Genomic DNA, 24,740 nt, shown 5'->3' with positions numbered 1-24,740 from the left:
GATCCAGTGAGCCGCGGCGATGCGGTCATGGGGATCGATCACCCCCTGGGTTGAGCCGGTTCTTGCCGGGATTTGTTGTACGGGATTTGCTGTAGAAGATAAGCGCTGCCCCGGCCATTCCCAGGGGAGCCAGTCCAAAGAGGACCCGAAGCCCCAGGGTATCCACCACCACCCCGCCAAGGGAACTTCCCAGAACACTGCCCAGACCGAAGTACATCGAAGGGGCCAGAGCCTGAAAGAGCGATTTTGACCCGGCCGGGGCTATGTCCTCGATGTAATAGACCGAGGAGGCCAGAAACAGTCCGAAGGAGAGGCCGTGGAGACCCTGGAGGGCGATGATCGCACCGGGGCTTCTGACAAAAGCGTAGAAGGACATTCTGATGGTCATGATGATCATGGCCGCGAGTATCGTCTTTTCCGGGCGAATCTTGCGGAGCAGAAACCCCGCCATGATCATGACCGGGATTTCTGTGGCGGCCCCCACGGAATGGGCCCAGCCGATATGACGGTTCCCTCCGCCCACCTCGGCAATGAGCAATGGCAGAAAGGTGTAGGTGGCGCGGAAGGCCGTGAAGAGCAGGATCGAAGAGAGCACAAATATCCGGTACGGCCGGTGATCCCAAACCAGGCGAACCACCTGGGTGAAGGACGATGGCGAGGAAGAAGCCGGGACGGCGGAACTCGTGCTGTCCCGGAGGGAAATTCCCGAGGCGGCGCTGCCACAGTCCATGGGGGATGATGCCCAAGGGGGGGTGATGCCCAGGCTCCCGCTATCGGGGGTGAAGAGGGCTACCCCCGCAGCCAGGAGGGCGAAGAGGCCAAAGACGGGGAAGATCAAGTGCAGCCCCCAGCGGTCATAGAGCGTCCCCAGGAGGATTGCCCAGAGGGCGAAGCCGAAGGACCCCATGGCCCGGGCCATGCCGTACTCGATCTTGGGGACCAGTCTTCGGCGCGCCATGATCCAGCCGTCCAGATTGCCCGGCATGGAGTTCACCGTGACGGAGTAGATCATGGTTATTCCGATTACCAGGGGGAGTCGGGGAATCGCCAGGGGGATGAAGAGGAGTGCCGCCGCCCCGGTGAGAATGACCCCCAGAAAGATCGGCCGGTGTGTGCCCAGGCGGTCGCAAACATGCCCCCAGAAGGGTTGCCCCGGGATCGCGCAGAGGAAGAGTGCCGACATGACCAGTCCTGCCTGGCTCGGAGGAAAGCCCTGCTCGGTGAGGTAGGGGAGGAGAAATCCCTCGACACTGACGATTCCTGCCCAGAAAAACCAGAGAAGAAGGCTGAAGAGAGCCGTCTCTTTGTGAGCTGTCGCGACTGGTAATGCCATGGATCAATCCTACTCTGATTTACTCCGGGGGTACAGCGCTCCACTGCGGGAGCCCGCCGTTTCCGGGAGTCTTCTCTGTCGGGATTGTCTTCTCTGGCCGAGGCGGCTTCTCCATCACCAAGGGCGGTGGTACACTGGGGGTGGTGAACGATTTTTTTCAGGACGACACCCTTCAGGAGAACCGGAACCTTCAGGAAAACCTCCGAAACGAAACAGAGCAGGAATTATTTCGTCTGATCGAGACGGTTCAGCCGGGTCAGCGGGTCCGTACCTCGAGGCTCTTGCAGAATCGGATCTCCTGCGGCAAAGTCCGGGATATTCTCAGGACTCCCGGAGCCCTGGTGCGGGCCGTGAAGGATTCTCCCGGACTTTCGCGCCTGGCCTGTACGGGTGTTCTGCCGGGCCTGCCCCGGCAAGAGCTTTGCTTGCGGCGGCGCTTCTCCCCCCGGGAGCGGCGTGGGGCCGTGGTGGATCTGAATAACCTCCTCTGGACCCTGGATTATGCCACTCTGTTGAGAGTTCTTGAAACGCTTCAGGCTTTTGGTGTGCACAACCTGGCTCTTGTGGCCGATGCAACCATCTACGGGCTCATTTCCCGGGAGGAGTTGGCCTCCCTGGCAGATCGTGTGCAGGAGGTGGAGGTGGTTCCCTCGGGAACCCCGGCGGATCTGCGCATTCTGGAACGGGCCGAGGCAGGACCGGCTCTGATTGTGTCCAGCGATATGTTTCGGGACTGGCGCAAGAGTTCCTCCTGGCGCAGGCGGACGATCTGGCGCCTTCGTGTCTCCCTGCAGCGCAACCCCGATGCGTGGCGAGGTTTCTCCTTTGGAGATTCGGAGGTGGAACTGGCCGATCCTCCTCGGCTACAATCAGAGGTATGAGAGAGACAGCGCCCCACCTGGAGGGGATCGATAACCTGCGGTTTGTTCTGGTTCTGCTCGTGGTAGCTACCCAGGGGGCTCTGAGCTACGGTGTTCCCGGTTCGGCCTGGTGGGTCGTGAGGGATACTTCCGGTTCACCCTGGGTGGGGCTTCTCGGGGTGCTTCTGGAGTTGCCCCTGTTGCCAATTCTCTGTTTTATTGCGGGGTATTTTGCCGTTTTTTCCGTGAGTCGTCGGGGGGCAGGGGCCTTCATGGTTCAGAAGGTGCGGTGCCTGGCCCCTCTCTGGATCGCAGGGGTTCTTGTGGCGGCGCCCCTCCCGGTGCATTTGGGGCTCCTTGCCCGGGGTGAGCGGTGGGAAGGTCTCCGGTCCTGGTGGCCCCGGTTTTTTACATCCCTTTACCACCAGTCGGTGTACGGATTTCTGGGCCTGCTTCTGGTTTTTTTCCTGATTCTGGCGGTGGCTTCCCGGATTCCCGCGTTTGCCCGCTGGCTCGATCAGGAACCTCCTGAAAATTGCGAGCGGTGCCGCCGCGAGCGCTGGCGGGGAGTCCTGCTCCTTTATTGTCTCACGTCGCTGGGGGTGTTTCTGGTTCACCGCCGAGTTCCTCTGGACGGGTGGGGCCACTGGAACTACCTCTTTATGGAGCAGCCCCTGAGAATACCTCTCTACGGAGGGTATTTCCTCTACGGTCTGGTGGCTGGTCGCGGCCTCTTTCTTCATCGTGAATGGCTTCGTGGCGAGAAGGCCTGGCCCCGCCTCTCTTTGTGGCTTCCCCTGGGGCTTGTTTTTCTGGTGGGCTACGGGGCCAATCGCCTGGGGGTGCTCCCGGAACAGCGGGAGGATCTGGTCGTGCAGGCTGCTACGGCTCTCCTCATGGCGGGCATGACGCTTTCCTGGCTCATGGTAGCGCTTGCTCTTGCCAGGTGCGGCCTGGAACGCCGGGGGCGGATCTGGCGCCGGGGGGCCCGGAACGCCCTGGGCATCTATTGCCTGCACCCGCTGGTACTGGCTCCTGTGGTTTTTCTGCTTCGTGGTGTTCCCCGGGTTCCTCCGGAGGGCAAGTTCCTGCTGGCCGTGACGGTAACGGTAATGCTTTCCCTGGCCCTCTCCGAGGGCTGGCTGATCCTGATCAGGGGGTTCAGGAAACGATCCCCCGGGTGAGAATCTCCTGGACCAGGGACATCTCTTCCGGTGTCACGGTGTGACCCGCGCCGGGGTATACCAGAGTCTCCACTGAGGCTGAAGCCTTTCGCAGCGCCTCTTCTGTTGCCCGGAGGCGGGCCAGGGGAATGTGGGGGTCCTCCTGGCTGCAACCTATGCAGACGGGGGTTCCTTCCATGTTGGCGGCGGGATTTTCCGGTTCATCTTCTTCCCGGTTCGCAGGGGGGAGCGAAGCTCCGCTCAGGATGAAGAGGCCTCCGTAGCGCTGGGGAATCCGCAAGGCTCTATCGGCCACAAGGCAGGCTCCCTGGCTGAAGCCCAAAAGAAAGATTTTTTCCCGGGCGATGCCGCCGGCGGTCATCTTTGTTATGAGGGCGTCCACGGCCTGGCGTGCCGAGACGAGCCAGGGGTCCAGAGGGTCCTTCAGTTCGGCGAAGCGGGGGAGATACCAGGTTGAGCGCATGGCGTGGGGCGCCAGGAGAAGAAGGTCTCGTCGGCCCAGGGAATGGACGATGGTTCTTCCCAGCCCCAGGATCTGCTGGGCTCCGGATCCTCGGCCGTGAAGAAGGATCAGTGCTGCCGCTGCCTTTCCGGGGCCTGGTCCTTCTGTAATCACAGGCTGTCCTGCATGGGGGCCTTCAATGGTACTTAGATCGAAAGGTTGCATAGGGCTCCTTTGCTTCTCAATATATCTCCAGGGTGCGGGCGTATCCGGTTCAGCCTCGGGCTGGTTCTCCGTCAGGGCCGGGCGGAGCCTGGAGGAATCTCGCCATGGCCGCCCGGAGAGAGGGGAAGGCGATCTCGTCCAGGGATATTTCTTCCGGCAGGAGCAGGGTAAACCCGCTGATCTCCGATTTCTGGAAAGATTCGGGCGGCCCCGAAAGTGTTCCGGTAAAGATGAGATCACAGGTGGTGTAGGGAACATCCCGGTAGAGATAGCGGTTTGAGGCGGAGAAAAAATACCGCAGATCCCGGGCTGTCAGGTTAACTTCCTCCCGGATTTCCCGCAACAGGGCCTCTTCGGCTGATTCGCCGGGGTCGATGAACCCGCCGGGAAAGTCGAGCATCCCTGCCCGGGGCTCCTGGCCCCGGCGGAGGAGAAGGATGCGCCCCTTTTGAGGGCCCTGAGATATGGTGAGGATCGCTCCGCAGGCAGCTGCGGTGTTGTGAAAATAGACAAACCCGCAGGTTTCGCAGGAGAAACGGTTTCTTCCGTCGAAGGAGAACCCTTCCCTGCCACAGTGGGGGCAGTGATGCAGGGGCGGGCGGGGAGATGTCTCGAAATAATGTGTGGAATGACTAGCCTTCTGGTGGGACAATCAGGACCTCCTTGCGATGAGAAGAGAAGCGGACAGCCAGGAGCACCAGGACAGCTCCCGCTCCCTGGATCGGGGATAATCGCTCTCCCAGAACAAACCAGCTTGTTATGGCTGTTATTACGGGGATAGCGTTGATGTAGAGCGCCGCCCGCCCGGCTGTCTCGTAGCGGAGCGCCCAGTTGTACAACAGGAAGGCCAGAACCGTGGCCCCTGCAGCAAGAAAGATGACCGCGCCCCACCCGAGGGGGCTCAAGGAGAGGGTTCGCAGCAAAGGCGGCTGAAGGCGCCAAAGCAGGAAAAAGACCCCTGCGCCCCACCAGGTTTGGATCACCGTGAGATTAACGGGATCGTGACGTTGAGTCAGGTTTCGTGCCAGGGTGATATAACAGGCCGCCGAAATGACCGCTCCGAAGATCAGGGCGATCCCCAAAAGCTGCCGGGGATCGGGGGTGCCCAGGGCGCCCGAGTTTCCGTTGCCCAGAACCAGCAAGGCTATCCCGCCGATGGAAAGAAAGACCGCCGTGATTCCCCTCGTCGAGAGAGGCTCCTGCAGAAAAGCTGCGGCCAGGACCATGACCGCCAGGGGCGTTGTGGCGATAATGAGGGAAGCGATTGAGGGGGAGAGCAGGTTGAGGCCGAAGGTCTCGAAAAGAAAGTAGGCCACCGGTTCTGCCAGGGCCGTCAGGGCGATCAGGCCGTGGGTTTTCCGGGAAAAGCGGGGCCGTCCCCGCAGGATCATGACTCCAGCCAGAAGGAGCGATGCCAGGAGGAAACGTATCCCCATGTAGGTCAGGGGGGATATTTCCTCCAGGACGAGCTTGGAGGCGACAAAGGAGACCCCCCAGAGGATCATGGTGGTGAGCATGGCCAGGTGAACGATCACAGAAGAGAATCCACCTCGTGTTGCATGACCCGTTGCAGGAAGGAGTATACCTTGCCCCGCACGCCTCCGTCGGTGAACTTCTCAAAGAGGAGGACACTGACTTTTCCCTGGGGAGTTTCCCTCTTCCCTGCTATGGTGGCGGAGGCGTTGCACAGTGTTCCCCACAGGCGAAGCTGTATATCGGGAAAGACCGTTCCCACGGAGTAATCGGTGTCGAGGATGCAGGCCATGCCCACTTCGCTGATATCCAGGATGGTGCCTGACAGGGGGCGCCCGTCGGCATTGGTGATAATGTTCAGGGAGGCCTTTCCCCGGGGGACCCTGACCCGGACGAAACGGCGGTCGCCCCGCGCTTCGGCAGCCTCGAGGGCTTTTATGATAATCCGCGCGCTTTTCTCGAAGCCGATATTCAGGGTGATGTAGCCACAGGTGATTCCGATATCCAGCAGATAGCGGCGGGCCTGGTCGGGATCGTTGTTGTAGGAGAGCAACCCCACATCGGCGCCGTGTTTTTCCTTGCCCGAAAGAACCGATTTCACCACCTGGTCCAGGGTTCCTGCAGGCATGCGGGAGTCGGCGTTGAAATAGACCACGGAGCCGGGGAACTTGTGGAGCACGGCCTGGATGGATCGGTAGTCCTTGACAATCGCTGTCTCGTACTGGGCTGTGACAAGGAATCGAACCATATGTTCCCTGATAACGCTTGGTGGATCCACAAAGAGGACACGGCGCCCCCCGGGGCGGGCTGGTCGTTCGGACTGTTGCATTGAAGGATTGTAATACGGAGCAGGGTCTTTCACAACCGGGAGGCGCCCTGGGGGCACGCGGGGAGATCGGTTCTGGTATTTCCTGGCAATGAGCCGACAAAGCTGGACAACTTTCTCCAGGAGGATATGATTAGAGTGGGATCTTTCAGGAAAATCGATCTTCCACCCGGGAACAGACTGTTCCGGGAGTTGCGAAAAGGAGGGCTGCGTATGAAACCGGGGATGCTCGGAACGATTGGGTTTTGTTGGACCGTTACTGCTCTGGCGGTGACTCTGGCGGTACCGCTGGCGGCGGTGGATGTGCAACGCGATATTCTGCGTCCGGCCCAGGCCTACTCGGGAGCGGAGTATTGTCTTGGCGGGGTCTCTCCGCCGTGCTTTGACTGTAGCGGTTTTGTCTTGCGGGTGTATCGCAATCATGTCCCGGACCTCCCCCGGGTATCGCGGGACATGGCTCAGGTGGGTCAGCGAGTTCCCCGGGAATCTCTTCGGCCCGGAGATCTGGTTTTTTTTGCCACCGGCGGGCGCTCCGATGTGGTGACCCACGTGGCCATTTATATGGGGCAGGATTCGATCATCCACGCTATCTCAAACGGACCCAACCGGGGCGTTACTATCACCCCTTTGAGCGCACGCTATTGGGCAACCCGGTACTATAGTGCTTCCCGGGTCTTGCCCGAGCCGGCTGCGGTGGCGCGGATGGCCGAGAACGAAGCGATTCGTTTCTCCCAGGGCACGTATACGGGTGATCTCGATAATGGAGAGCCCCACGGCAGGGGGGCCATGGATATGAACAACGGCGATCACTACGAGGGCGAGTTCCGGCAGGGCTTTTTCGAGGGAACGGGCACCTACACCTGGGCCAACGGAGACCGCTATCGGGGCGGCTTCCGGTCGGGAGAAATGCACGGCCAGGGTCGTTTTGTCGCCGCCTCGGGGGATATTCTGGAAGGACGCTGGGAATCGGGGGAGCTGGTACGAACCACCCAGGAGTCAGCTCCTGCAGCAACGCCCCGGGCTGCCGCGCGCAGCACCTATATCCGCGAGAGGGACTCTCCCTGGGAAACCTGGGATGGTATTGTGGAGGGTGATTTCAGAATATGGCAGGAACAGCAGCAACGAGCCTTCGAGGAGCATCGCCGCCGCTCGGAGCCGCCGCGTTCCAACTGAGCCCTCCCACCCTGCCCGGGACGAGGAGGTTATTCCCTGCGACGATCTGCATCTACAGCGGGGAGGGCCTCCAGCGCCCGGGCGGGGTCGGTGCTCCTGAAGAGCACATCCCCCTGGTGATTCAGGAGGACGAGTGCAAAATCGCTCCCCTGGACACCCAGAAGCCGGGCCAGGGCGGTCACATCGTGGCGACGGGGGAGAATATCCAGGGGCTGAATCTTTCGTCTCGTCAGGGCATCCCATCGATTGGATAGGGCCAGGTGGACCTCAAAGAGGCGATCATCGTTTTGATCCTCCGCAAGAAGCAGAAGCAAATAGCTCCCCTCCCGGGCGAGGGCCAGTTCAGGGAGATACTGGCCGGGGGTCTCGCCCGAAGCCACAAGGGGAGAGAGGCTGAGCAGAAGCAGCGACAAAACCAGTCCTGGAAGGAAATGATCGCGACGCGGAGAACTTCTCCCGGAGAACGTCTTCCTGGAGGGGGGAAAGAGACCGGTGCGGTTCGTCATGATCGAAACCTCCTTCGGTGCCCTGTGTGGCGGACGGCCCGGGCGGGGCCCTCCATGTATTCAAGGAGTTCCCTCCAGACCGTGGAGTTTCGCCCCTGGCTGCCCGAGGCGTATTCTTCCACCGATTCCTGGAGTGTCCGGACCCGCTCGTCCTGATGGTGGGAGAGCCAGGCCGGTGCTTTCCCGACACCCCAGAGGAGGCGTTCAAAGTGCGGGAGACACAGGCCTGTTCCGGAGCGAAAGGCTTCTTGCAGGGGGAGCTCCTTCTGGTGGCGGAAGAGGTTGTGCAGAAAGTGGGTTTCCCAGAGGGCAATCTGTTCGCAGAGCGGACAGTCTCTCAGGGATGCCCGGGATCCCCGGGCTGCGGGGCCCTGATTCCGGCGAAGCTTCAGGCGGCCCAGGGGCCGAAACAGTCGAGGCAGTCTGTGCCGGTTCTGCTGCCACCGCAGGCGGTGCTTGAGCAAAGGTGCGTAGAGCATCGCCACAGCGACGCCGTCGTTCTGCTCTCTCAGATGGTGGGCGTGGGCCGGGCAGAATCCGTTTGCTGCCAGGAACCGGTCCTGGAACCCTTCGGTTCCAACCCAGCTATAGAGAAGAGAATCAAAATAGGAGTCCTCGGCCTTTTCCAGAAAACAGCACAGCGGGCATCGGTCCTGGTGGTTCTGAAGGGCCTCCAGAACAGCGTGGTAATCAATATGGGCCATTCCTCAGACTAGTCCAGGTTCGGCTTGGTCGTCAAAGGGCTCGGGGAAGGAGAATTGAGCGGAAGGGTCAAAATAAAAATTTGTCAAGCAAAAATGTTGAACATTTTTTCTTTGCGAGGTATATTGTGTTCATCGGAGTAAACGATTGCATGGAGGTAATACCGATGACACAGACAACTACACGAGCAAAAGGCGCCACGACGCGGAACCAGACGAAAGACTTGCAGCTGCTTCTGCAGGATGAGAACCTTCAGATCCATAGAGAAGAGGATTGGGCCGCCCTGGCGGAACACGTGGAGGTTCACAAGTTTTTGATCAACCGGAGCATTCCCTGGACCATAACCTGGGACGATGCGATCTTCTCCTGGTACGAGAACGTCTACACGCCCCTCAACAGGGCTATTGATCACTGGGAAGTTCGCAGTGCCTTTCCTGAAAGAACACGGGGACAGCTCTATCTGGCGATCTCCACCCACTGGTACTACCTGCAGCAGAGCAACCCCGCCGTAACGGCTGATGAAGCTGCCCGGGATTTCTCCGCCCAGTACGGAAAAGGCCTGGCCCGGTGGTTCTCCCGCTACCTGTGAGTTCACCGCTGTTTCTTGATTTTCTGCCGGAGGCGGATCAGGACCGATGCCGGAGGAGGTATTGACTGCAGGCCTTGGCCGTTCCGAGAAAATACGGCTCGAATAAGGTGAGGTTTTCGGGATAGGCTCTATCCCATGGACCAAGCAGCTCAAGGCCCCCTCCGGCACACCCGTGCCTGCATTGATCTGGACGCTATCGATCACAATCTGAACATTCTCTCGACCCGTGTTCCGGGGGTAAAGCTCATGCCCGCCGTAAAGTCCGATGCCTACGGGCACGGTCTGGTCCCGGTGGCTCAGACGGCAGAACGCTTCGGCGTGGAGATGCTCGCCGTGGCAACGGCCGAGGAGTTTCTCATTCTCCGGGACCAGGGGCTGACCGTGCCTGTTCTGATTCTGGGAGAGCTTTTTCCCGAGGAGGCTCGGGAGGCTCTGCAGCAGGGGGCTCGCTTCGCCGCAGGATCCAGGGAGTACGCTCGCTTCTTGAGCGACTGTGCCCTTCGATTGGGCGTCACTGCCCGGGTTCACCTGAACGTGGATACAGGAATGGGCCGTCTGGGACTCTTCTCGGCTGATCCCCTTCAGGATTTGCTCGATATAGCCGCCTTGCCGGCGCTCCACCTGGAAGGTCTTTTCTCACACTTTGCTTCCTCCGACGAGGGAGATCTTTCGTTTTCGCAAGAGCAATTACATCGCTTTCAGGACCTTCTCCAGGGAGCCGATCGGGCAAAGGTCCCAATCCGGTATCGCCATATCGCGAACAGCGGTGCTTTGATCGATTTTCCTTCGCGGTCCTCGTATGATCTGGTTCGCCCGGGAATCGCCGTCTACGGGATTCACCCAAGCGACCAGGTCAGTCAGGAGATGCCTCTTCGGCCTGCTCTGCGGGTGGTAAGCCGGCTGGTCAAAATCACCTCCTATGACCGCTCCTGGACAGTGGGCTACGGCAGAACCTGGCGAGTCAAGGCAGGAACGACCGTGGGAGTGGTTCCGATCGGCTATGGTGACGGGTACCCCCGGGCGCTCTCGAACCGGGGGGAGGTCCTGATTCACGGAAGGCGTGTGCCTGTCATGGGACGGGTCTCCATGGATGCAATCACCCTGGATCTCACATCAATCGCGTCGCGGGTGCGTCGGGGTGACGAGGTAGTGCTTTTGGGAGATGGCATCGGAGCGGGAGAGCTGGCCCGGTTGACGGGAACGATCCCCTATGAGATTACCTGCGGACTCTCTGTCCGCCTTCCTCGGGTATACCTGCGGGGGGGGCGCATTACAGCCTGGACCACTCAGAGAGAGGGCTTTGTCACGGGCGATCCGGGTGAGGCCCGGGGTGGCGCCGGGGCCCGGTAGTGCGGCGTTACCGGGACCGGTACTGGTGAGGCGTGACCCCCAGGTGCTGCCGGAAGTGGGCAAAAAACCGTTGCATGGAGCCAAAGCCCGCTTCCCTCGCCACGGCCTCGGTCTTGAGCTGGGTTGTTTTCAGCAGATGCGCTGCCACCCTGACACGCTGTTCCACAATCGCTCCGTGGACGGTTCGGCCTGTTTCCTCGCGAAAATGCTTCTCCATGGTTCGTCGGCCCACGGCAAGTTCGCTGGCGATCTCTGAAACCGACCGTGTGTGGCCCTCTTCGGAGCGGATAACACGGAAGACGTCCCCCACCAGGGGATCTTCGCTGGCGTAGATCGCTGTGGAGCGCCGCTCGATCACCTGAAAGGGATCAATCGTGATATCCGTGTCCGCTCCCGGGGCGGGGCGGGGCTCCGGGCCGGAGGAGGCTTTTGCGGAGATCAGATTGTCCAGAACCCGTGCCGCCGAGTACCCGATCCGCTCAAGCTGCAACTCTATCGATGACATGGAGGGGTTTGCCAGCTCGCAGGGAATCTCCTCGTTATCCACGCCCAGAATCGCGATATCCTCGGGTACGGCGATCCCCTGGGACGCGCAGGTGATGCTCACGCGGAGTCCCGCCTTGTCGTTGCAGGCAAAGAGCCCCGTGGGTTTGGGCAATCGTGCCAGAAAGAGAGCCAGTTCGAAACTGTAGGGTTCTTTCAGCCACCATTCCAGTGGTCGTTCAAAAATCGGCGTTTCCCGGGGCTCGGCAACGGCAGAAATGGCCTTCAGAAATCCCTGCCGTCGTTCCTGGGACCACTGACCATCGCTGATTCCGCAGTAGGCAAAGGAACGGAAGCCGTTTTCGATAAAGTGCTTTCCCGCGATTGTTCCGGTGGCGATGTCGTTGTTGTAAACGCGGTGGATTCCCTCGGTCCGGGAGCCGTTGGCGACATCGATCACCGGACAGGGCAGATCCTTCATGACCCCGATCTCCCGGGGGGACTCGATCCGGGTGATCACCCCGTCGCCTCGCCAGCTTGTGAGATCCTCCAGGGGCGAGAACATCCAGCCGTGACCAAAAAGCTGCCAGCCCGGTTTCATTCGGGCATAGCGGACGATTCCTCGGGCAATCCCGTGATCGTAATAGTCTGAAAGTGCCAGGCCCAGGGCGATTTTCTTCATTGGAATGAACTATATCACGAAGCGTACTGAAGGGGCGCAAAACAATATATCTTCTGCGATAAGTGGGTGTTTCTTTTTGGTATATGCCAAAAGTGTTCTCTGGTAAATATGTAAAACAATTGATTGACAGATTGGCTTCCCGTGGTACTCTATACAGAGAGATCCCGCTGGTGATCCTTGCTGGCTGGAATCGGTTATATCAGGGACCGTTCCAGGGTTTCGCAAAACAGAATAGAAACTGCGCATATTGCGCATTGTGCTGGCGGATTTCCGGGTACACAATCTCAAGAGATATCCCGAGCTGGAGCAGAGGAAGCGAAGAAGAGGGCGGTGCATGGAAGAAAGAGCAGAGACCGAAGAGATACTCTCCCTCAAGGGAATCGAGAAGACCTTTACGGGGGTTCGGGCCCTGAAGGGCGTAGATTTCTCCCTGCTCCGGGGGGAAGTTCACGCGCTGGTCGGAGAGAACGGTGCCGGGAAATCAACCCTGGTGAAAACTCTCACGGGTATCGTAAAAAAAGACGCTGGTGAGATCTCGTATTTGGGGAGGTTCTTCAATCCTCGCCATCCAAAATACGCCCTGGAGATGGGCATCGGGATCATTCACCAGGAGTTGAACATGATGGATCACCTCACGGTGGCCCAGAATATTTTTATAGGTCGGGAGTCTACCCGTCCGGGGGGGCTTTTGCTGGACGAGGGCGAGCAAAACAGACGGGCTGCGCGTCTCTTTGACCGCCTGAACATGGATATCGATCCCACGGCTCTCCTGGGAACGCTCACCGTGGGAAAGCAGCAGATGGTGGAAATCGCCAAAGCTGTCTCCCACGATCTGCGGGTTCTGATCCTCGATGAACCAACAGCAGCCCTCACAAATAACGAGATTGCAGAACTTTTTACCATTATGAGAGGTCTCTCCGACCAGGGCGTGGGGATGATCTATATTTCCCATCGCATGGACGAGATTGGCGAGATTACCCATCGGGTTACGGTGATGCGCGATGGCGAGTACGTGGGAACCCGTGTTACCCGGGATGTTTCCAGGGACGAGATTATCAACATGATGGTGGGGCGAGTCATTTTCGAGACACCCAAGGAAAAAAGCGCCGTTCCCGATGATGCGCCGGTGGTGCTCAAGGTGGATCACCTCAAGGCGGGCAGGATGGTGAAGGATGTGAGCTTTTCCCTCCGTCAGGGAGAAATCCTCGGTTTTGCCGGCCTGATGGGGGCGGGGCGCACCGAGACCGCCCGGGCGATCTTCGGGGCCGATCCTGTCCAGAGAGGCATGATAGAGATCAAGGGACGCCCGGTCTGGATCAAGACCCCCGCCGACGCGGTAGCCCACGGGTTAGGGTATCTCTCGGAAGATCGAAAGCGCTACGGCCTGGCGCTGAACCTGAGTATCCGGGAGAACGCTGTTATGGCCGCCCTGGAGCGGTTCGAGAAGAACTGGTTCATTCAGTTCCGAAAAGTCGCCGCCGAGACCGAGGCGTACATCGAAAAGCTCCGGGTCAAAACGCCCTCGATCGATCAGATCATCCGGAACCTCTCCGGGGGGAACCAGCAGAAAGTTGTTATTGCCAAATGGCTGATCCGGAACAGTGATATCCTCATCTTTGATGAACCCACCCGGGGGATCGATGTGGGGGCCAAGAGCGAGATCTACGCGCTTATGACCGAGCTTGCTGAGCAGGGTAAATCGATCATCATGATCTCGTCGGAGCTTCCCGAGGTGCTGCGCATGAGCGATCGTGTTGTGGTGATGTGCGAAGGGCGGATCACGGGAGAGCTGGATATTTCCGAAGCCAGCCAGGAATCGATCATGAAACTCGCTACCATGAGAAACCAGGAGTAGACAGGATGGCAGGAACAGGGATGAACGGAAAACAGTGGCGTACGCTTCGTGACAAGGGGCTCCAGAAGTTGCTGGCGCCCCTGGCGCTGGTATTGATTTACCTCTTCTTCGGCTTCTTCGGGCGGAATTTTTTTTCCTACAATACGCTGGTCAATATTCTTGACGCCTCCTATTACATAGGGTTTCTCGCCCTGGGGGTCACCTTTGTGATTATCACCGGGGGGATCGATCTCTCCGTGGGGACCGTTGCCATGTGCGCGGCCATTGTTGGTGGCACGGCGTTCCGCACCTGGGGGTGGTCCATGGGGCCTTCCCTGGTGCTGATCATGGCGGTGGCCACCTTCTTCGGGCTGATCAACGGGTTGATGGTGGCAAAGCTGAAGCTTCCTCCTTTCATTGCAACCCTGGGAATGATGATGGTTTCCATGGGGATCGGTTCGATCGTCTCCAACGTGCGGAGCGCCGCCTTTCCTCCGAGGTCTGATCCCTCGGGGTGGTTCCGAAATATCTTCAAGTACATCTCTCCCGATCGCGTGGCGATCCCCACGGGAGCTCTGGTGCTCTTCGGGGTGACAATTATCTTTCACATCATTCTGACCCGAACCAAAATGGGTCGCTACATTTTTGCCATCGGGAGCAACAAGGAAGCGGCCCGTTTGTCTGGGGTGAAGGTCGAACGCTGGGAGATGTCAGCCTACATCGTGAGTGGTATTGCCGCTGGTATCAGCGGTATCTCCTTTGCCGCCGTCTATACCACGGTGATGCCTGCCCAGGGCCAGGGGTTTGAGCTCTTTGCTATCGCCGGAGCAGTTATCGGCGGAACATCCCTTTCGGGAGGAGTGGGATCGGTCTTCGGCACGCTGATCGGGGTGTTTATCATGGCCGTGCTTCGCAGCGGGTTGCCCGCCATGAATCTTCAGGCTCACTACCAGACCTTTTTCACGGGGATTGTGGTGATCGCGGCGGTTCTTCTGGATATCTACCGAACCAAAAAGACCTCGGAGGTGAGGGTTCTCACGCCGGCCGATCTCTATCGAAGCGATATGCAGCGGAAGATCGACCAGATTCGGGGGGGGCTCTCGTCCACCGGGGGGGGCTCTTCCGAGGACATCCCGGCAGGGCGGGAGCAGATACAGGCGCTCCAGCAGGAAATGAAAGAGACCTACCGGCGCATGCGCCGCGAGGAGAAAGCTGAGGCGGCCCGGGTTGAGGCTGAAGAAAAGGCAGCAGAGCGGGAGTTTCGGGCGATGCTCAAAAAAGAGAAAGACTAGTCCCGGCGGTGAAACAGAAAAAAACCGGGGCCGCGGGGTACCCGGAGAAAGATGCATAGGAGGTTGGTGTATGAAGGGTTCAAAAGGGTATTGTGCAGCGATTGCCCTGGTGCTGGCGTTCGTGACGGTTCTGCCCGCCTTTGCAGGGGGCGGACGGGAACGGGATCAGGTGCCGTACATTGCTGTGGTGTCCAAGGGGGAGCAGCACGATTTCTGGCAGCAGGTTCGCTTGGGTGCGGCCACGGCCGCCGAGGAGTTGGGAGTAGAGATGACCTTCGAAGGGCCTCCTTCGGAGAGTGATGTGCAGATTCAGGTGGAGATGCTGAACAGTGCAATCGCACGAGGCCCCGTGGCGGTAGCTTTGGCTGCCCTCGATACGGCCTCGGTACTGGACCAGCTGGAATCGCTGGGAGCCCAGAATATTCCTGTGATCGGTTTTGACTCGGGTGTACCCGAGGCGCCGGCGGGAGTTATTCATGCCAACGCCTCTACCGATAACTTTGCCGCTGCCGGTCTGGCTGCGGCAAAAATGTATGAGGCTCTGGCCGCCGAGATCGATGCAGCCACAGCGGCCCGGCCCGTGAGGATCGTGGTGCTCAACCAGGATGCCCGTGGCGAATCGCTTCTGAGCCGGGGCCGGGGATTCCGGGATACCCTGGTAGACGTTGTAGCGAGCCGTTCTCCCCTGGCCAAGTCTGACATTCGCGTTACGGGAAACCCTGCCTTTGTGGACAGCCATAACCCCACCACGGGCGAGAAGCTGATCATCGAGATGGTGGTCCCCGCATCGGGTTCCGCCCAGGATACCACGTCGGCTGCCCAGGCGGTGCTGAACCGGGTCAGTGATCAGAACATTCGGGGTATCTTCATGAGTAACGAGGGGACGGTCCGGGGATTGCTCTCGGCTACCGATGACGGGGCCGATCTGCCCGTGGTGTACCCCGGTCTGGTGGCAATCGGCTTTGATGCCGGCCGTGCCCAGAAGGATGCCGTGGCAAACCAGTATTTCCTGGGATCTGTCACGCAAGACCCTTTCTCCATTGGCTATCAGGCGGTGACCCTCGCTCATGCAGCGTACAAGGGAATGAGTGTTTCCGATGTCGATACGGGAGCCCGGTTCTACACTCATGAGAACATGAACGATTCCGAGATTAAAGGATTGCTCTACGATTGAGCAGCGGCGGGGGTTGATCCTCGGGAGTCTCCCGGAGACGGTCATATGACTTGACCGGGAGGTTCTTCCCGTTGTACCTTTTGCGTGGTTTTCGGGGCAGGGTGCGTCGGCTTGTGCTGACAATTCCCGACCGGCGGTTATAGTCCGCGAGTGCTTTCCGGGTTTTCCCGGCTGCGCTGAACCGGTGAAATTCCGGTACCGACGGTACAGTCCGGAAGGGAGAAAACCGCGTGTTCTGTTTGCGTCTTCGCGAGCCCGATTCTGTGCTCGAAGGTGCGGAGAGAGCCGTCTCCCGTCGTTCAATGCGCCCCGGTGGTCCCCAGTGGATCTCCGGGGTTTTTTTGTGCGGCTTTCATACGTGCGCCCCGAGCCGGGAGGTGACCATGCTTGACGATCAAGATGATCGGAGGCTTGTCCAGACTCTCGAGCTCGCACAAGGCGGCGCTGGCCGGGTTGAACCAAACCCCCAGGTCGGCGCTGTGATTGTTCAGGCTGGAGAAGTCATCGCGACAGGCTTCCACCGCCGGTACGGCGAGGCCCATGCTGAAGCCGAGGCCCTAGCCAGGGCCGGTTCCAGTGCACGCGGAGGAGTTCTCTATTGCAATCTGGAGCCCTGTTCGCACAGAGGCCCCGGAAAACACCAGCCCCCCTGCGTAGATGCGATTATCGCTGCCGGAATATCCCGTGTTGTGGTGGGGCAGCAGGACCCGAACCCGGCCGTGCGGGGCCGAGGCCTGAGGCGTCTTCGTGAGGCCGGTATCATCGTGGATTGTGCCGACGATCCGGCTCCCTTCATTCGACATAACAGAGCCTTTAACACCACCATGGCCCTGGGGCGTCCCTTTGTTCATCTCAAATGCGCCATCTCGCTGGACGGCCGCCTGGCCACCGCCCGGGGTGACTCCCGGTGGATCACCGATGAGAAAGCCCGCGCCGGGGTTCACCGCTTGAGGGGTGCCTGCGATGCCGTCCTGGTAGGCAGAAACACTGCCGAAACAGACGACCCCCTTCTGACCGTCCGGGATGCACCGCTGCCGGCCCGGGGGCAGCCCCGGGCAATCGTGCTGGACAGCCAGGCCCGCCTTTCCCGGGAGAGTTCTCTCGTGAGGCACCGCGCCGGGGAGCTTCTGCTCTGCGTTTCCGAAGGAGCTCCCCGGGATGATGTCCTGGCCCTGCAGGAGAAGGGGGTCACAGTCCTTCCCTGCAGGGAAGACCCCCGGCAGGGTCTTGATCTGAAGGATGTTCTTCGCAGCCTGAAGGACCAGGGAGTTCGTTCCATCCTGGTTGAGGGGGGCGGTCTGGTCATTACCGCTTTTCTCCGGGCCGGCCTTTTTGACCGGCTTACGGCCTACGTGGCTCCCCTGGTTCTGGGAGCCGGTCGGGAGGCTGTGGGAGATCTGGGAATTCACCGAATTGATCAGGCCGTGGCCTTTGAGGAGGTGAGGTGGGACCGCATAGGAAACCAGCAGTGCTTTGACGGCTACCGCCGGGGCTGGGCCGGAGAGATTGTGGCCGTAGCGCAGGAAGGAGTCGTCTGATGTTTACAGGACTCGTCGAGGAAATCGGCCAGGTGGGGCAGGTTGCCCGCCGGGGGGACTATCAGAGCCTTCAGATTCGGGCTTCAGCTGTGATCCAGGGGATGGCCCCGGGCGATTCTGTCGCCGTGAACGGAGTCTGTCAGACAGTCACCGATATTGGCCCACAGTCTTTCACTGTGGAGACCCTGGCGGTCTCTCTGGAGAAGACAACCCTGGGAACGCTCAGGCCGGGCCACCGGGTGAACCTTGAGCGTGCTCTTACCCCCTCGTCTCGGCTGGGCGGGCATTTTGTCCAGGGACACGTGGACGGAACCGCCCGTATCAGGGAGTCCCGCCGTATTGGCCCCAACGGGTTTCTCGGGGTCGCCCTCTCTCCGGAGCTGTTGCGGTATTGCGTCCGGGAAGGGTCAATCACCATAGACGGAGTGAGTCTTACCATTGCCGGGCTGGATTCGGAGGGGATCACGGTGAACGTGATTCCCCTCACCTGGGACGCTACGGTTCTCCGGGATCGTCGGGCGGGAGATTCGGTAAATATCGAAGTGGACATTATCGGCCGCTATGTGGAGCGCCTGCTGGGGCTCTCCCCCGAAGGGGGGCTCTCGCAGGAGCGTCTTGCGGCCTGGGGATACGGAACATGAGACAAGGAGAGGATCTGGTGACCGCAGAAAAGAATAAAACCACAGAAAAAACCGGGGCTACAGAAAAAACCGGGGCTACAGAAAAAACCGGGATCACAGAAAGACGACGAAGGTCCTCGGCAACCCTGGACAGGGTGGCCCGGGCGATTGATGTTATTCGATCGGGAGGGATGATTCTTGTCCGGGACGATGAGAGTCGCGAGAACGAGGGTGATCTGGTCTGCGCGGCCGAACACGCCACGGAGGAGACGATCGCCTTCATGGCGGTCCAGGGCAGGGGCCTGATCTGCCAGCCTCTGCCGGAATCAATTGCCCGCAGGCTGAACCTGGGACCTATGGCCCCGGTGAATACCGAAGGACTTTCCACGGCCTTCACGGTCAGTGTCGATGCCCGGGAGGGCGTCACAACGGGGATCTCCGCGGCGGACCGGGCCAGGACGATCGCTGCCGTGATAGATCCCGGGACAGCTCCCGAGGATCTGCGGCGGCCCGGTCACGTCTTTCCCCTGGTGGCCCGGGAGGGCGGCGTTCTGGTCCGGCCGGGCCATACCGAGGCAGCGGTCGATCTGGCGAGGCTGGCAGGACTTATCCCCAGTGGGGTTATCTGCGAGGTCCTCAACGACGACGGCACCATGGCCAGGGGCCCGGACCTGGAGGATCTCTCCCGGCGTTTTGACCTTCCCCTGATTTCCGTGGCTGACCTGATCGTGTACCGCGATGCCCTGGGGGATATAGCCCTGGAGTCCTCCTCCCAGGCGCTCCTTCCCACCGATTTTGGCGAGTTCCAGGTCCGGGCCTTCAGAACGGCTGACCCGTCTACCCCGGAGGTTCTCCTGATGGAGCACCGGGGAGAGCGGCCTTCGGGCAAGGATCCCCTGGTGAGAGTCCATTCGGAGTGTCTCACGGGAGAGGCCCTCCACAGCCAGCGCTGCGACTGCGGCCCCCAGCTCCACCACGCCCTGGGGGAGATCGCCCGTCAGGGGGGCGCCCTGGTCTACCTTCGGCAGGAAGGGCGGGGAATCGGTCTGTTTGAGAAGATTCGGGCCTATACCCTTCAGGATCAGGGCCTGGACACGATCGAGGCGAATCTTGCTCTGGGCCATCAGGCCGATCTTCGACGATTTGGTGCTGCCGCAGCGGTTCTTCGCCAGGGAGGATACCGGCGGGTGCGGCTTCTGACGAACAATCCCGAAAAACAGGCGGCCCTGGGGGCCGGTGGAATCGAGGTTACTGAACGGATTCCCCTCCTGACGGGGCAAACAAAACACAACCAGGCCTATCTGAGGACAAAGTTCGAAGAGATGGGGCACCTGGGAAAGGATGACTAATGGATTATCGTGTGCTGGAAGGAAGGCTCTCTGCCGAGGGTCTGCGTGTGGGAATGGTCTCTGCCCGGTTCAACTCCTTTATCACGGACCGTCTTGTCGAGGGCGCTCTGGATTGCCTCACCCGTCACGGTGCGGATACCGGCTCGATTACGCTGGCAAAGGTTCCGGGAGCCTGGGAAATACCCCTGGTGGCCCAAAAAATGGCTCAAAGCGGAGCCTACGACGGTCTCATTTGCCTGGGAGCGGTTATCCGCGGGTCCACTCCCCACTTCGACTATGTTTCGGCCGAAGTGAGCAAGGGGATCGCCTCGGTGAGCCTTGCCACGGGGGTCCCCATCACCTTTGGGGTTCTCACCACCGACACGGTTGAGCAGGCCGTGGAGCGGGCCGGGACAAAGGCCGGAAACAAGGGCTGGGACGCAGCTCTGGGGCTGATCGAGATGGTCAACCTGACCGGGCAGATTCGGTAACAACCCGGTCGTATTCACCCCGGACCCGCTGGAGGGTCTCCTGGAGCCGTGCCGAGAGCAACTCCGACGTGGGGAGCTCCCCAGGCAAGTCCGGGGAGGGCTGCCCTGCCGGAGGAGCGCCCAGGACGATCCGGGCGAGCTTCTCCCGGGCCCGGGGCTCCGCCGGCAGCGTGTGAAGCTGCCGATCCTCGTAGGCCTGGAGAAAATGCTCGATCCGACGCAGAAACCGGTAGTCCTCCCTGAGCCTGGCCGCCTGATCCGGCTCCAGAAGGCCTGCTTCCTCCAGGCAGGTGAGCCCCTCCAGGGTGTTGCCTGTTATCAGATTGGGGTACAGGGAGTGGTGGAGCATTTGGAGTGCCTGCAGCAAAAACTCGATGTCCCTGATTCCCCCCTCGCCGTTTTTTACATCCCGTGAGGATGGATCGGTGGCGTACTGACTGACGGCCCGTTTTCGCAAGGTTCGCACCGTTGCCAGGATTCTATCCCCGCCAGCCTGCTGGAGCCGACGGGTAAAGACAGGACGAAGGTGTTCCAGAAAGGCTGCTCCCAAGTCAAGGTCTCCCGCGATGGGGGCAAGCTTGATCGCCGCCTGAAGTTCCCAGAGGTCAGCCCCGGTCTTGTAGTATTCCAGGATCTGGTCCAGGCTTGAGACCAGGGGTCCTTCCTGCCCCCAGGGCCGAAGCCGCAGATCCACCCGATAGGCCTGGCCGTCCACGGTGAAGTCCGAGATGTCCCGCACAACCTGTCGGAACACGCCGCTCCAGAACCGTTCCGGCCCTTCCCGGTCAAGGTTTTCCCGGGGTGTCCGGGGCGTTCCGTGAGGTTGAGCCGACGCGGTCCGGGCCTGGCCCGGAGGGTCCCGGGGAAGATCGTAGATTGCCAGCAAATCGATGTCGGAGCTGTAGTTGAGCTCTCCGCCTCCCAGTTTCCCGAAGGCCAGAATGGCGAAGCGGCCCGGAGGGCTTTCTGGCTGGGGATGATGACGCAGAACCTCCTGAAGAGTCGCCTCCACAACTGCCCGGGCCAGGTCGCTTAGCTCCCGGATGATATCCTCGAAGTCTCCGGCCAGGCAGATGTCCCGGGTCCCGATTCGCAGGATTTCCCGCTTCCGAAAGCGCCGCAGCGTTCCAAGCCGGCTGAGCCGGTCGCTCTCTCCGGCGAGGTCCTGGAGAAGTTCCTGCTCCATCTGCGCCTGATTGCGGGGAGAGGTGACGATCCGGGGATCGCTGATCCACTCCAGGAAGAGGGGGTTTCGAATGAGCGTGTCCGAGAGGAACTGGCTTCCTGCAAAGATACGAAGCATGATTTCCATGCGTCGGGGTTGGGAGAGAAGCTGGGAGAAAAACTTCGGGCGGTCACCTACCTCCTCGGTGAAACGTTCCCAGTTGTTCAGGGCCATGTCGGGATCGCTGGAGCCGGAGAGGTAATCCCAGGCCAGGACCAGCAATCGGGCGAAGGTGTTCCGCTCTGCCGGCGACCGGGCGATCCGGCGTATGTTGGCGATTGCCCGGGCGGGGTTCCGGAATCCTGCCTCGGCCAGGAGTTCGGAGCTTCTCTCCTCGCTCACGGCCTCGGAGAGGACCAGGTCGGCAGGATTTCCCCGGGGTGCCTCGGGGAGGGCCTCTTCGCCCAGGTGGCGCTCGACGAAGCTGCGGATTGCTGCGGTTTCTACCTGGAAATCGATCCGGAGCTGATCGGCGCTTCCGATATCCTCAGTGTCGCTGTAGCCCATCCTGCGGGCCAGATGGATGAACTCCGGGGTATTATAGCGGGGAAGAAAGAGGTCCCGGGCGTTTCCCCGAAGCATTCGCAAGCCGTTGATCAGGGTGCGGAAGAAGCGGTAGGAGCGGATCATCGCTTCGGTCTCTTCCGTGTCCAGGGTTCCCTCCTGGGAGAGCCCCCGCAGGGTGGCGTGGATTCCGGGGTTGCGCAAGGCCCGGTTGGTCCTGCCTCGGGAGACCTGCAGGAGCTGTACATTATACTCCAGGTCTACCAACGCCCCGGGGCTGAGCTTGGCGTTCAACCGGCCGTCGCCGGCCTTCTCCCGCGCCTGACGAAGGCGAAGCTCCCGAATCTCCGAGGTGGAGATCGAATCGGTCTCGTAGACCAGTTGGTCCCGTATCGCTATGACGCGACGCCCCAGCTCGGGATCTCCCGCTACGGGCCGAAGCCTGATCAGGGCAAGCCGCTCGGCGCTATGGGCCTTCCCCGCAGGGCCAAAATACTCGATAAAGGTCTCGATATGGACCGCCCGGGGGCCATCCTCCCCGTAGGGACGCAGCCGAAGATCGATCCGGAAGATCCCCTCCCGTTTCGCCTCGATAAGTCCCAGAGCCCCCTGTACGAGGTTCTCGAAAAACTCGGTATTGCTGATCCCTTCGGGGCCGTCGGTCTCGCCCCGGTCGCTGTAGAGGGTCATCAGTTCGATGTCCGAGGCGTAGCCCAGGGCGCTTCCTCCCATTTTTCCCAGTCCGAAGACGGCGTAGTGAGCGGGCAGGCCCGCCGCAGTCCGGGGGATTCCGTAGCGGTCAGTCAGATATTTCCAGCTCAGCCGGTAGGCCTGGTCCACCACCACCTCGGCCAGCTTGGTGAGGCGATGACTCAGAAAGAAAAAATCGGTGTTTTTCTGGAGGATGTGATCGGCATCGATCAGAAAAGCCTCCTGATCCTTGAAGCGGTTCAGGATGCGCTTCTCCTCCCGGGCCGATGGTGCCCCCTCCAGGGCGGCTTCCAGAGCCGGAGCCAGGTTCTCGCCGGGAGTGCTCAGGAGGCGGTTCCCCTGGGAGACCTGGAGGAGGGGAAGAATATTCTCGTACTGCAGGCGGATGAAGTCTTCCCAGAGAAAATCGCTGGCTCCCAAAAGGCGGGCGAGCTTTCGCTGAGCCCCGGGATTTGCCAGGAGATCCCGGAACCGGTCGCCTTCATCCTCCAGAGCGACCTGTCGGACCAGCTCCTCGAAGCGAAGGAACGCCTCCTGGGGATCGGCTGCGCTGTGAAGGGCGTGGGAAAACTGTTTTGTCACCAGGATCGAGAGGCGCAACCGCCGGAGGTCCTCCGGGCGCGTTACGGGTTTTCCCGAGCGGGTGGTAACCCAGAAGACATCCTGGATCAGTTCGTCCCGGGTCTCGATCTGGACGTTGCGAATCAAGAGATCCTGCAAGGCCAGGGCGCTGGCCAGAGAATAGAGAAAGAAGGAGGTGTCCTGGGATTGAACGCGGATGCGGGTGGTTTCATCCTCGCCGGTGATCTCTATTTCTATGGGGAGCAGGGGTTCCCCCCGATCCTGTTCCCCCGAAGGGTCTTCCCGGTTTTCTCCGTGGGCCAGGGCAACCCGTTCGGCCACGGCGTCCCGTACCGCCGACGGATCGGGCGTTGCCTGGTAGAGGGGGGCCAGAATCTGTTGCAGGTCCTGGCGGGTTTTCTCCAGCCAGTGGGGAAACCCGCCGGCTTCTTCCAGCAGGGTCGGAGAGATCTGTCCCCGAAAGGTGTCCCGGGCGTCCCCCCCGGCGGTGGTGATCTCACCTTCCAGGATGTTGAACCCCCGGGCTCCCAGGATACCGCTGATGTAGCTGAAGAGCCCCGGTGCGTCCTTCAGGTGCAGGGTGAAGCCGTAGAGATCGGCGCTCTTCTGGTTGTGGTGCTCCTGATCGGGGGAGCCCTGGTAGGGCTGTACCAGATCGGAGAGGGTGATTGTTTCTTTAGCCATGATTTCCCGCTGTGGTGCCGGTTACCCGGTATTTTTTGACAAACCCCCAGGGCCGGTAGGTCATCTTGGCCTGCCGCAGCCCCGGGTCGCCCAGGTCCTGCTCCCGGTTAATCCAGGTATAGTGGCGCGGAAGGATCGTGGCGAAGGCCTTGTTGATGAACTGGTAGATTCCCCGGTAGTGGTCCAGAGCTTTCTCGAAGTGCACCACAAAACTCCTCCCCTTCATGAGGGGTTCCCCCAGGGTGTAAGCTGCCGGTTCGTTGTCCACATAGACCAGGTACCCCCGAAGGTCGAGTTCCTGAAACCGTTCCAGCGCTTCCCGGGCTGCGATGTAATCGTTCCGGTCCTCCCGGGATGCCTGCCAGCGTTCCAGAATGGACAAGGCGTCTTCCCGGTTCTCCGGTGTCAGGGGCCGCTCGTCGTAGAGGTAATTGTTGATGAAGGCGTTCACGTGGTTTCTCTTTTTGTGGTACCGCTTGCCTGCAAGCTCAGCCAGGTCCGTCCTGAGGTAGAGATAATCGAAGTTATCCCGATCCTCCTGTATGGTATACCCCTGCTGTTCCAGCCACACCCAGGATTCATCGGCCTGGGGTTCTCCCAGGCCCTTGATATATCCGAAGCGCCCCAGGAGATCCCCGAGAAGGTCCGGATCCTGGGGAAGGCCGCAGGGAAGCATGCAAAAGGGGCTGCCCTCTCGCTCACCCGCCACTACCAGGTGATCTCCGGGCAGGGATGAGACACGATAGGCGTAGGTGTCCCGAAAAAGGTAGAGACCGGCGAAGGTAAACTCCGATATTCCCTCGGGCAGAAGGGCCAGTCGTGGGTGCAAGGCGTCCCGCTGGCTAAAGCTGAGGGGAGCAACATCGGGATATCGGGGAATCGTCATATCTACAATATACGGAAACTTGCCGGAGAGTATCAAACCCGTC

The 24,740-nt window shown here is 60.5% G+C and carries 22 protein-coding genes and 1 riboswitch; of the genes, 12 read left to right on the top strand and 10 right to left on the bottom strand.

Annotation, left to right across the window (positions count from 1 at the left end; genetic code table 11):
• Positions 1 to 25: 25 nt before the first annotated feature.
• On the bottom strand, positions 26 to 1,333 hold the full coding sequence (locus BW950_RS08810) for an MFS transporter (RefSeq protein WP_076488924.1): 1,308 nt from the start codon (positions 1,331 to 1,333) through the stop codon (positions 26 to 28).
• 143 nt (positions 1,334 to 1,476) lie between these two features.
• Between BW950_RS08810 and BW950_RS08805 the strand changes: the two genes are divergently transcribed.
• The gene (locus BW950_RS08805) at positions 1,477 to 2,214 is read left to right on the top strand and encodes a hypothetical protein (RefSeq protein WP_143559183.1); all 738 of its coding nucleotides are present in this window, start codon (positions 1,477 to 1,479) and stop codon (positions 2,212 to 2,214) included.
• The gene (locus tag BW950_RS08800) at positions 2,211 to 3,377 is read left to right on the top strand and encodes an acyltransferase family protein (RefSeq protein ID WP_076488922.1); all 1,167 of its coding nucleotides are present in this window, start codon (positions 2,211 to 2,213) and stop codon (positions 3,375 to 3,377) included. Before BW950_RS08805 ends, BW950_RS08800 begins: the two co-directional genes overlap by 4 nt.
• Here BW950_RS08800 and BW950_RS08795 read toward each other — a convergent pair.
• From BW950_RS08795 to BW950_RS08780, 4 genes are all read right to left on the bottom strand, one after another.
• Positions 3,355 to 3,993, bottom strand: a complete 639-nt coding sequence (locus tag BW950_RS08795; RefSeq protein WP_159438766.1) for an alpha/beta hydrolase — start codon at positions 3,991 to 3,993, stop codon at positions 3,355 to 3,357. The genes BW950_RS08800 and BW950_RS08795 overlap by 23 nt on opposite strands.
• Before the next feature lie 100 nt (positions 3,994 to 4,093).
• Entirely contained in the window at positions 4,094 to 4,696 is a 603-nt protein-coding gene (locus BW950_RS15475; protein ID WP_076488920.1) for an NUDIX hydrolase, read from the bottom strand.
• The gene (locus BW950_RS08785) at positions 4,677 to 5,579 is read right to left on the bottom strand and encodes a DMT family transporter (protein WP_076488919.1); all 903 of its coding nucleotides are present in this window, start codon (positions 5,577 to 5,579) and stop codon (positions 4,677 to 4,679) included. The genes BW950_RS15475 and BW950_RS08785 overlap by 20 nt, the downstream gene beginning before the upstream one ends.
• Positions 5,576 to 6,265: a hypothetical protein gene (locus tag BW950_RS08780; RefSeq protein WP_076488918.1), complete on the bottom strand. Its 690-nt coding sequence runs from the start codon at positions 6,263 to 6,265 to the stop codon at positions 5,576 to 5,578. Before BW950_RS08780 ends, BW950_RS08785 begins: the two co-directional genes overlap by 4 nt.
• 291 nt (positions 6,266 to 6,556) lie before the next feature.
• Here BW950_RS08780 and BW950_RS08775 point away from each other — a divergent pair, with 291 nt between their 5' ends.
• A complete protein-coding gene (locus BW950_RS08775; protein ID WP_159438765.1) occupies positions 6,557 to 7,516 on the top strand; it encodes an NlpC/P60 family protein in 960 nt (319 codons plus the stop codon).
• Positions 7,517 to 7,545: 29 nt separating this feature from the next.
• Here the strand turns inward: BW950_RS08775 and BW950_RS08770 are convergent, their stop codons facing one another.
• Together BW950_RS08770 and BW950_RS08765 are read right to left on the bottom strand one after the other, a co-directional pair.
• A complete protein-coding gene (locus tag BW950_RS08770) occupies positions 7,546 to 8,022 on the bottom strand; it encodes a hypothetical protein (RefSeq protein WP_076488916.1) in 477 nt (158 codons plus the stop codon).
• Entirely contained in the window at positions 8,019 to 8,726 is a 708-nt protein-coding gene (locus BW950_RS08765; RefSeq protein WP_076488915.1) for a DUF6062 family protein, read from the bottom strand. Before BW950_RS08765 ends, BW950_RS08770 begins: the two co-directional genes overlap by 4 nt.
• Positions 8,727 to 8,890: 164 nt before the next feature.
• Between BW950_RS08765 and BW950_RS08760 the strand changes: the two genes are divergently transcribed.
• Positions 8,891 to 9,313 (top strand): hypothetical protein, encoded by a 423-nt coding sequence (locus BW950_RS08760; RefSeq protein WP_143559182.1) that lies wholly within the window; start codon positions 8,891 to 8,893, stop codon positions 9,311 to 9,313.
• Between the two features lie 135 nt (positions 9,314 to 9,448).
• Positions 9,449 to 10,663, top strand: a complete 1,215-nt coding sequence (gene alr / locus BW950_RS08755; protein WP_076488913.1) for an alanine racemase — start codon at positions 9,449 to 9,451, stop codon at positions 10,661 to 10,663.
• Positions 10,664 to 10,670: 7 nt separating this feature from the next.
• On the opposite strand, the gene BW950_RS08750 is transcribed toward alr, so the two are convergent.
• On the bottom strand, positions 10,671 to 11,828 hold the full coding sequence (locus BW950_RS08750) for an AraC family transcriptional regulator (RefSeq protein WP_076488912.1): 1,158 nt from the start codon (positions 11,826 to 11,828) through the stop codon (positions 10,671 to 10,673).
• Positions 11,829 to 12,162: 334 nt separating this feature from the next.
• Here BW950_RS08750 and BW950_RS08745 point away from each other — a divergent pair, with 334 nt between their 5' ends.
• From BW950_RS08745 to ribH, 7 genes are all read left to right on the top strand, one after another.
• Positions 12,163 to 13,683 (top strand): sugar ABC transporter ATP-binding protein, encoded by a 1,521-nt coding sequence (locus BW950_RS08745; RefSeq protein ID WP_076488911.1) that lies wholly within the window; start codon positions 12,163 to 12,165, stop codon positions 13,681 to 13,683.
• Positions 13,684 to 13,688: 5 nt separating this feature from the next.
• The gene (locus BW950_RS08740; protein ID WP_234969070.1) at positions 13,689 to 14,954 is read left to right on the top strand and encodes an ABC transporter permease; all 1,266 of its coding nucleotides are present in this window, start codon (positions 13,689 to 13,691) and stop codon (positions 14,952 to 14,954) included.
• A 70-nt stretch (positions 14,955 to 15,024) separates the two neighbouring features.
• Positions 15,025 to 16,128, top strand: a complete 1,104-nt coding sequence (locus BW950_RS08735; RefSeq protein ID WP_076488910.1) for a substrate-binding domain-containing protein — start codon at positions 15,025 to 15,027, stop codon at positions 16,126 to 16,128.
• 83 nt (positions 16,129 to 16,211) lie between these two features.
• Positions 16,212 to 16,359: riboswitch (FMN riboswitch) on the top strand.
• Positions 16,360 to 16,511: 152 nt separating this feature from the next.
• Positions 16,512 to 17,666 carry a bifunctional diaminohydroxyphosphoribosylaminopyrimidine deaminase/5-amino-6-(5-phosphoribosylamino)uracil reductase RibD gene (gene ribD / locus BW950_RS08730; protein WP_076488909.1) on the top strand — a complete coding sequence of 385 codons (1,155 nt, stop codon included), beginning with the start codon at positions 16,512 to 16,514 and terminating at the stop codon, positions 17,664 to 17,666.
• Positions 17,666 to 18,307: a riboflavin synthase gene (locus BW950_RS08725; protein ID WP_076488908.1), complete on the top strand. Its 642-nt coding sequence runs from the start codon at positions 17,666 to 17,668 to the stop codon at positions 18,305 to 18,307. Before ribD ends, BW950_RS08725 begins: the two co-directional genes overlap by 1 nt.
• The gene (ribB, locus tag BW950_RS08720; RefSeq protein WP_234969069.1) at positions 18,304 to 19,635 is read left to right on the top strand and encodes a 3,4-dihydroxy-2-butanone-4-phosphate synthase; all 1,332 of its coding nucleotides are present in this window, start codon (positions 18,304 to 18,306) and stop codon (positions 19,633 to 19,635) included. The genes BW950_RS08725 and ribB overlap by 4 nt, the downstream gene beginning before the upstream one ends.
• On the top strand, positions 19,635 to 20,105 hold the full coding sequence (gene ribH / locus BW950_RS08715) for a 6,7-dimethyl-8-ribityllumazine synthase (protein WP_076488907.1): 471 nt from the start codon (positions 19,635 to 19,637) through the stop codon (positions 20,103 to 20,105). The genes ribB and ribH overlap by 1 nt, the downstream gene beginning before the upstream one ends.
• Here the strand turns inward: ribH and BW950_RS08710 are convergent.
• Entirely contained in the window at positions 20,080 to 23,811 is a 3,732-nt protein-coding gene (locus BW950_RS08710; RefSeq protein WP_076488906.1) for a [protein-PII] uridylyltransferase family protein, read from the bottom strand. The two genes, ribH and BW950_RS08710, sit on opposite strands and share 26 nt — an antisense overlap.
• On the bottom strand, positions 23,804 to 24,697 hold the full coding sequence (locus BW950_RS08705; RefSeq protein WP_076488968.1) for a DUF2156 domain-containing protein: 894 nt from the start codon (positions 24,695 to 24,697) through the stop codon (positions 23,804 to 23,806). Before BW950_RS08705 ends, BW950_RS08710 begins: the two co-directional genes overlap by 8 nt.
• Between the last annotated feature and the right edge of the window lie 43 nt (positions 24,698 to 24,740).

Origin of the sequence: Alkalispirochaeta americana (assembly GCF_900156105.1) — a bacterium.
In the GTDB taxonomy this organism is placed as follows: domain Bacteria; phylum Spirochaetota; class Spirochaetia; order DSM-27196; family Alkalispirochaetaceae; genus Alkalispirochaeta; species Alkalispirochaeta americana.
The sequence above is the reverse complement of the archived record's forward strand: the minus strand, read 5'-3'. Positions and strand labels throughout refer to the sequence as shown.